At 56.2% G+C, this 7446-nt stretch carries 8 protein-coding genes; all 8 read right to left on the bottom strand.

Features of this window, described 5'->3' with window-relative positions; translation table 11 throughout:
* Positions 1-598, bottom strand: a 598-nt coding sequence (gene wzxE, locus H7A81_RS24020) for a lipid III flippase WzxE (RefSeq protein WP_182058939.1), incomplete at its 3' end; no start/stop codon positions are given.
* Positions 598-1728 (bottom strand): dTDP-4-amino-4,6-dideoxygalactose transaminase, encoded by a 1131-nt coding sequence (gene rffA / locus H7A81_RS24015; protein WP_182058938.1) that lies wholly within the window; start codon positions 1726-1728, stop codon positions 598-600. The genes rffA and wzxE, both read right to left, overlap by 1 nt.
* Positions 1725-2423, bottom strand: coding sequence for a dTDP-4-amino-4,6-dideoxy-D-galactose acyltransferase (gene rffC, locus H7A81_RS24010; RefSeq protein WP_034827844.1), 699 nt, complete (start codon positions 2421-2423; stop codon positions 1725-1727). The genes rffA and rffC overlap by 4 nt, the downstream gene beginning before the upstream one ends.
* Positions 2401-3282, bottom strand: coding sequence for a glucose-1-phosphate thymidylyltransferase RfbA (gene rfbA / locus H7A81_RS24005; protein WP_097118511.1), 882 nt, complete (start codon positions 3280-3282; stop codon positions 2401-2403). The genes rffC and rfbA overlap by 23 nt, the downstream gene beginning before the upstream one ends.
* Before the next feature lie 23 nt (positions 3283-3305).
* Positions 3306-4382: a dTDP-glucose 4,6-dehydratase gene (gene rffG, locus H7A81_RS24000; RefSeq protein WP_182058937.1), complete on the bottom strand. Its 1077-nt coding sequence runs from the start codon at positions 4380-4382 to the stop codon at positions 3306-3308.
* On the bottom strand, positions 4379-5638 hold the full coding sequence (gene wecC, locus H7A81_RS23995) for a UDP-N-acetyl-D-mannosamine dehydrogenase (RefSeq protein WP_182058936.1): 1260 nt from the start codon (positions 5636-5638) through the stop codon (positions 4379-4381). Before wecC ends, rffG begins: the two co-directional genes overlap by 4 nt.
* A 2-nt stretch (positions 5639-5640) precedes the next feature.
* Positions 5641-6765 (bottom strand): non-hydrolyzing UDP-N-acetylglucosamine 2-epimerase, encoded by a 1125-nt coding sequence (gene wecB / locus H7A81_RS23990; protein ID WP_166933235.1) that lies wholly within the window; start codon positions 6763-6765, stop codon positions 5641-5643.
* 10 nt (positions 6766-6775) lie between these two features.
* Positions 6776-7446, bottom strand: a 671-nt coding sequence (gene wzzE, locus H7A81_RS23985; protein ID WP_182058935.1) for an ECA polysaccharide chain length modulation protein, incomplete at its 5' end; no start/stop codon positions are given.

The following is a 7446-nucleotide window of genomic DNA, read 5'->3' as shown; positions in this document are numbered from 1 at the left end:
CCTGACGATGACGGCGCAGCATCAGCAGTGCCGGGAACACCAACAGTGCAGGCACCAGCGCTAAACCCACCAACGCTCCGGCATATCCACCCAGCCACCAGCACAACACATAACCCAGCACGCCCACCAGACTACCGATAATCAGCGCCTGCGCATTGCCGCGCGCATCGCGAAAACCCTTGAGCAAGGCCAGTGTCAAATTGGCCCAGGCAATGCCAAACTGCAGAAAAGCCACGATGCGCACCACGTTGGCATAGTCGTCGTGACCAAATAGCGCATGACTGATCGGCCCCGCTGCCAGCAAGAACACCAGCGCCACCAGCGTGGAGAAGCCAATCACCATGGTGGATGCCGTACCCGTCACGGCACGCAGTTGCTCAGGTTGCTGCTGAAATTGCGCGATGTAGGTGGTCACGCCGTTGAAAATGCCCGCGCCGGCCAATACACCTAATACGGTAATCAGCTGGCGAAAGTTACCGGCCTGGCCAACCCCTTCTGGCCCAAAGCTGACCGCCAGCAGTTTCACCACCAGCAGTCCGGCAATGATTTTTACCAACGTCGATGAGGCCGTCCAGACTGAAGCTTTGGCTAACGACATCAGGCAAAGAAACTCAACAGCGAGCTGATAACGGTGCGCTGATTGTTATCCGACAGGTTATAAAACAGCGGCAGGCGCAGCAGGCGCTCACTCTCTTTGGTGGTGAAGCGGTCATCACCGTGCAAGCGACCAAAACGTTCACCGGCTGGCGAAGAGTGCAAGGGTATGTAGTGGAACACCGTGAGGATTTCCGCCTCTTTCATCCAGTTAATCAGTGCCTGACGGTCGTCGCTGTCGCGCAGTTTGATGTAAAACATGTGCGCGTTGTGAAGGCAATTAACCGGCACCACTGGTAGCTCGATGCGTCCCGCCGCCGCCAGCGGTTGCAGCGCATCATAATAGCGCTGCCACAGGCGCAAACGCTGCTGGTTAATACGCTCAGCCGCTTCGAGTTGCGCCCACAGGTAGGCAGCTTGCAGATCTGCCATCAAATAGCTCGAACCGATATCGCGCCAGGTGTACTTATCCACCTGGCCACGGAAGAACTGACTGCGGTTAGTGCCCTTTTCGCGGATGATCTCTGCACGCTCCACCAGCTTCGCGTCATTTATCAGTGTTGCTCCACCTTCACCGCCAGCGGTGTAGTTTTTGGTTTCATGGAAGCTAAAGCAGCCAATATGACCAATCGTGCCGAGCGCACGCCCCTTGTACTGCGACATCACGCCCTGCGCCGCATCTTCAATCACAAATAATTGATGCTTCGCCGCCAGCGCCATAATGCTATCCATCTCGCAGGCGACGCCCGCGTAGTGCACCGGCACAATCGCACGGGTTTTCTCAGTGATCGCGGCTTCAATCAGCGTTTCATCGATATTCAGCGTATCGGGGCGCACATCGACGAACACGATCACAGCACCGCGCAGCACGAAGGCATTGGCGGTGGAAACAAAGGTGTAGCTCGGCATGATCACTTCATCGCCGGGCTGGATATCGATTAACAGTGCGGCCATTTCCAGCGAGGCGGTGCAGGAGGGGGTCAGCAGCACTTTTTTGCTGCCAAAATGCTGCTCCATCCACTGCTGACAGCGGCGGGTAAATCCACCGTCACCGCAGAGTTTGCCGCTGGCCATCGCCGACTGCATATATTCAAGTTCACTGCCGACGACTGGCGGCGCATTAAATGGGATCATGTAGCTGTCCTGTAAAACCAGTAGGCGGTACTTTCAAGGCGTGCACCGCTGCGTAAATAGAGGCGCATCGCCGTAAGATTGCTAAGCTGGGTCGCGACGCGCAGTCGTTCAAGTTGTCGCACGCGGCCCCAATCCGCTGCCGCCAACAGCAAGCGTTGACCAATGCCCTGCCCTTGCGCTGCGGGTAGCACGGCGAGCAGGCCGATACGCGCATCACCGTTCACTTCACGCATCGAGACATAGCCTTGTAATTGGCCGGATTCGTCGCTGGCCACCAGGCATTGATGATCAAAGGTGCCGCGTACCGCGTTTTCAATCCACTGCGCATAGAAACGACCGCTGTCATCGGCGTTAAACCAGGGCGCACGAAAACGGCTTTGGCGAAAGGCATGCGATGCCGCCTCACGCAATGCCGGAATCTGTGCTTCACGCGCAATGCGCACGCCAACCTGGCGCTCGGTGCGTTTGATATTGATGGCCAGATCGGCCTCACCTTCCACCAGCTGAAAACCGTGCTGGCTTAAGGCATCAATGGCGTCGGTGCGCTCGGCGGGCACTTTGGCCTGCCACAACGTATCTGGCTGTTGCAGCGCGTCGGCAAGGGTGAAGTCGCCATCCAGGTCGATACGCGCACTGTTCACGCCAAAGAAATCGCTTTCCCACTCGAGGGGGTTAATACTGACGCGGACGGGCATGGAGAACATCCATCAGGTATTGGCCGTAGCCAGTTTTGGTCAACGCTTGCGCCGCCGCCAGCAACTGTTCGTCACTTAGCCAACCGTTGCGCCACGCAATCTCTTCCAGACAGGCAATTTTAAAGCCCTGACGTTTCTCCACGGTCTGCACAAACATACTCGCTTCAATCAGACTGTCGTGTGTACCGGTATCCAGCCAGGCAAAACCGCGTCCCAGCAACTCGACAGAGAGTTCACCCTGCTCAAGATACATCTGGTTAATCGCGGTGATTTCCAGCTCGCCCCGTGCAGAAGGCTGCACCTGTTTGGCAAACTCCACCACGCGATTGTCGTAGAAGTAGAGGCCGGTTACCGCCCAACGTGATTTGGGTTGCTGCGGCTTCTCCTCGATGGAAAGCGCATTGAAGTCGTCATCAAATTCCACCACACCAAACCGCTCGGGATCCATCACCTGATAGGCAAACACCGTCGCACCGCTACTGCGCGCAGCCACTTTTTTCAGTTTCGGACTGAAGCCCTGGCCAAAATAGAGGTTGTCGCCCAGCACCAGACAGCAGCTGTCATTGCCAATGAAGGACTCACCAATGATAAACGCCTGCGCCAAACCATCAGGGCTGGGTTGCTCAGCATACTCTAGCTGCAGGCCGAACTCGCTGCCATCACCGAGCAAACGCTCGAAGTGCGCGCGATCTTCCGGCGTGGTGATAATCAGGACCTCGCGGATCCCCGCCAGCATCAGCACCGACAGTGGATAGTAGATCATCGGTTTGTCGTAAACCGGCAGTAGCTGCTTTGAGATAGCGCGAGTAATAGGGTGCAAACGCGTACCCGAACCGCCCGCCAGGATGATACCTTTCATCGTTGCTGCTCCTGTATTGCGCCTCAGCGCGGCGTGGTTAAACCCAACCGCTCGCCACGATAGCTACCGTTGAGAATCGCCTGCCACCACTGTGGGTTTGCCAAATACCACTGCACGGTTTTGCGAATGCCACTTTCGAAGGTTTCCTGCGGCGTCCAGCCTAACTCACGCGCAATTTTGCTGGCGTCGATGGCGTAACGCAGATCGTGACCGGGACGATCGGTGACAAAAGTGATCAGATCTCGATAGCGCGTCAGATGCGTGGCGCGCTGCTGCGGTGCCAGTTCGTCCAGCAGATCGCACAGGGTTTCCACCACCTCAATATTACGGCGTTCGTTGTGACCACCAATATTATAGGTTTCACCCACTTTGCCGCTGCTCACCACACTGTAGAGTGCTCGCGCATGATCCTCTACATACAGCCAATCGCGAATCTGGCTGCCGTTGCCATACACCGGCAAAGGCTTACCCGCCAACGCATTGATGATAGTCAGTGGAATCAATTTTTCAGGAAAGTGATAAGGGCCATAATTGTTCGAACAGTTGGTGACGATGATCGGCAAGCCGTAAGTGCGTAACCAGGCGCGAACCAAATGATCGCTGCTGGCTTTCGTCGCTGAATAAGGGCTGCTGGGCGCATACGGCGTGGTTTCGGTAAAGAAATCATCGCTGCCATGCAAATCGCCAAACACTTCGTCAGTGGAAATGTGATGGAAGATAAAGCCTTTTTTACGCTCATCCGCCATACCATTCCAGTAATGGCGAGCGGCTTCCAGTAACTGATAGGTGCCCACGATATTGGTTTCGATGAAGGCAATCGGGCCATCAATCGAGCGATCCACATGGCTTTCTGCGGCCAGATGCATAATGCAATCCGGTTGATATTGGGCAATGACACGGTCCAGTTCGGCTCGGTCGCAAATATCCACCTGCTCAAAGGCATAGCGCGCATCATTCTGTATTGAAGCCAGAGAGGCTAAATTGCCTGCGTAGCTGAGTTTATCCACCACCACCACCTGATGGTCGGTTTGCTCAATCAGAAATCGCACCAGTGCGGACCCAATAAAGCCTGCGCCACCTGTCACCAGGAACTGTTTCATCGCCAGACACCTTTGGTATCGATAATCCACTGCTGCGTGATCTCGCTGGCATCGATAGCGCGGAACTGCGCGTGATCAACCAGCATCACGATGATATCTGCTTGCTGCAATGCATCCTGGGTGGAAACCAGAGCCGCTTCATGGGCCAGTTGCGCAGGGATTTCTGCCACATGCGGTTCAACCACCAGCGTGCTGCCGCTGTGCCACTCGGCAATCAGGTGCGCCACTGTCATTGCCGGGCTCTCGCGCAAATCATCAATGTTCGGTTTAAACGCCAAACCGAAGCAGGCAATCGTCACCTCAGAAGCACGTTTGCCGCTGACAGTCAGGCAATCAGCCAACTGCTGTTTGACCTGATCTAACACCCACGTCGGTTTCGCATCATTCACTTCTCGCGCGGTGCGAATCAGACGCGCCAGCTCCGGATTTTGCGCCACGATAAACCAGGGATCAACAGCGATACAATGCCCACCGACGCCCGGTCCGGGCTGCAGAATGTTGACGCGTGGATGGCGGTTCGCCAGCGCAATCAATTCCCACACGTTGATCTTCTGTTCCGCGCAGATCAGCGACAGCTCATTAGCGAAGGCAATATTCACATCACGGAAGCTGTTCTCCGTAAGCTTACACATCTCGGCAGTACGCGCGTTGGTTTCCACACATTCGCCGCGCAGGAAGATGCGATACAGTTCGCTGGCCCGTGCTGAGCACGCAGGCGTCATGCCGCCAATCACACGGTCATTTTCCAGCAGCTCTACCATCACTTTGCCGGGCAGCACGCGCTCAGGGCAGTAAGCGATAAACACGTCACAGTTATCACCGTGCTGCGGGAAACGCAGGTCAGGACGTGCCTCCGCCAGCCAGGCGGCCATCTGTTCGGTCGCGCCAACCGGTGAGGTCGATTCGAGGATCACTAAATCGCCCGTTTTCAGCACCGGTGCAATCGACAACGCGGCTGCCTGTACATAGCTCAGGTCCGGCTGATGATCGCCGATAAACGGCGTAGGTACGGCGATTAAGAAGGCATCCGCAGCTTCGGCTTGCGTGGTAGCTCGCAGAAAACCTGCCTGCACGGCTTCACGCACCACGTCACCTAACTCCGGCTCGACAATGTGAATGTCGCCGCGATTAATGGTCTCGACCGCGCGGACATTGATATCCACGCCGATCACTTTTTTTCCCTTTGAGGCAAAAACGGCCGCCGTTGGCAGCCCAATGTAGCCCAGTCCGATAACGGAAATGGTTTCAAAACGCATAATTATACTCTGTGTTGTTTCAGTGCCTGCAGGATGCGCGAGCAGGCTTGTCCATCGCCATACGGATTGTGCGCGCGACTCATCCTCTGCCAGGCTTCCTCGTCCTGCAGCAGCAGGCTAACTTCCTCGACAATCCGGTCAATATCGGTACCAACCAGTTTTACTGTGCCCGCATTCACCGCTTCCGGACGCTCAGTCGTATCACGCATGACCAAAACCGGTTTGCCCAATGATGGCGCTTCTTCCTGAATACCACCGGAATCGGTGAGGATCAGCCAGGAACGGTTCATCAGCCAGACAAACGGCAAATACTCCTGTGGCTCAATCAAAATGATATTGTCGATCCCACTCAGGATACGATTTACTGGCTCACTGACGTTGGGATTGAGGTGCACCGGATAGACGATCTGCGCCTGCGGATGCTGACGTGCAATCTGCGCCAGCGCGCTGCAAATGCGTTCGAAACCGCCGCCAAAGCTTTCACGGCGATGGCCGGTGACCAGAATCAGTTTTTTATCCGCATCAAGGAACGGATAACGTGCTGCAAGACGTGCATTCAGATCGCCATCATCCAGCACCCGATCGCGCACCCATAGCAGCGCATCAATCACCGTATTGCCGGTAACAACGATACAGTCATCCGGCAAATTTTCACGCAGCAGATTCTGCCGCGAACTCTCGGTTGGGGTGAAATGGTAGCTCGCCAGATGACCGGTTAAGGTGCGGTTAGCCTCTTCCGGCCAGGGCGACATCAGGTTGCCGGTGCGCAATCCTGCTTCGACGTGCCCCACCGGAATCTGATGATAAAAAGCGGCTAAGCTAGCAGCAAAAGTGGTGGTGGTATCACCGTGCACCAGCACCACATCGGGCTGAAAATCGGCGAGCACCGTTTTCATCCCCTGCAAAATGCGGCTGGTGATCTCCGTCAGCCCCTGTTCCGGGCGCATGATATTGAGATCGTAATCGGGCTGCAGCTTGAACAGCCGCAGCACCTGATCGAGCATTTCACGATGCTGCGCGGTCACGCATAAGCGCGATTCAAACGCCGGATCCTGCGCCAGTGCTTGCACCAGCGGGGCCATTTTGATCGCCTCAGGACGCGTGCCAAATACGGTCAGAACTTTCACATGGCTTCTCTTAATGGCTCGTTGGTGACGTTGGACGAGGACGGCGCACCAGCGCCACACCTGCACCCACCAGCGCGCCAATGACGCCCCACATGATCATCATAAACACTCGGCGCGGACTGTCGCGCGACACCGGCTCTTCAGGCGTACGCAGATAGCGGTAAGTCTGGAAGGGCTTATCCAACTGCGCGCCTGCCTGCAACGTGCCCAGCATCGCTCTGTTCTGATCATAGCTCAAATCGTAAGCGGGCCCGCTGGCCTGCAATGTATCGAGCTGAGCCTGCAGCATTTGCTGCCCGAGCAGGAAGCGATCGCTGTCAGGCAGCGCTTCGCCAATGACCGGAGCACGGTTTTCTTTGATGCCCTGCTGACTAGCAACCTTTAAGGCCTGTTCAATACGTTGACGCTGGCGATCAAACACCGCCTGTGCCACTTCCTGCTGACGGGTAACCTGCGCTTGCAGCTGCGCGCTGCGCGCCTGCCATGCCCCCTTCAATTCCGCATTCAAATGGCGCGCCGCGCGTTCGCTGGCATAGGCGATATATTGGCGCAGCAGGTTATTCGCGTCGCCAGCGGTTTCGGCAATCAGCTTAATGTTATCCAGCGTGTTATGCGCCGCATCCGCTGGTGTGAACTGGATATTGGTAATCAAATCATCCAGCAGTGCGGCATCGTTATGCG

It is taken from the genome of Pantoea sp. ME81, assembly GCF_903970985.1.
GTDB lineage: Bacteria > Pseudomonadota > Gammaproteobacteria > Enterobacterales > Enterobacteriaceae > Pantoea > Pantoea communis.
This window is presented reverse-complemented; position numbering and strand designations above follow the sequence as displayed.

Excerpts from the sequence above, each read along its gene's own strand:
- rffA (WP_182058938.1), bottom strand. The coding sequence starts at position 1,728 with ATGATCCCATTTAATGCGCCGCCAGTCGTCGGCAGTGAACTTGAATAT.
- rffC (WP_034827844.1), bottom strand. The coding sequence starts at position 2,423 with ATGCCCGTCCGCGTCAGTATTAACCCCCTCGAGTGGGAAAGCGATTTC.
- rfbA (WP_097118511.1), bottom strand. The coding sequence starts at position 3,282 with ATGAAAGGTATCATCCTGGCGGGCGGTTCGGGTACGCGTTTGCACCCT.
- rffG (WP_182058937.1), bottom strand. The coding sequence starts at position 4,382 with ATGAAACAGTTCCTGGTGACAGGTGGCGCAGGCTTTATTGGGTCCGCA.
- wecC (WP_182058936.1), bottom strand. The coding sequence starts at position 5,638 with ATGCGTTTTGAAACCATTTCCGTTATCGGACTGGGCTACATTGGGCTG.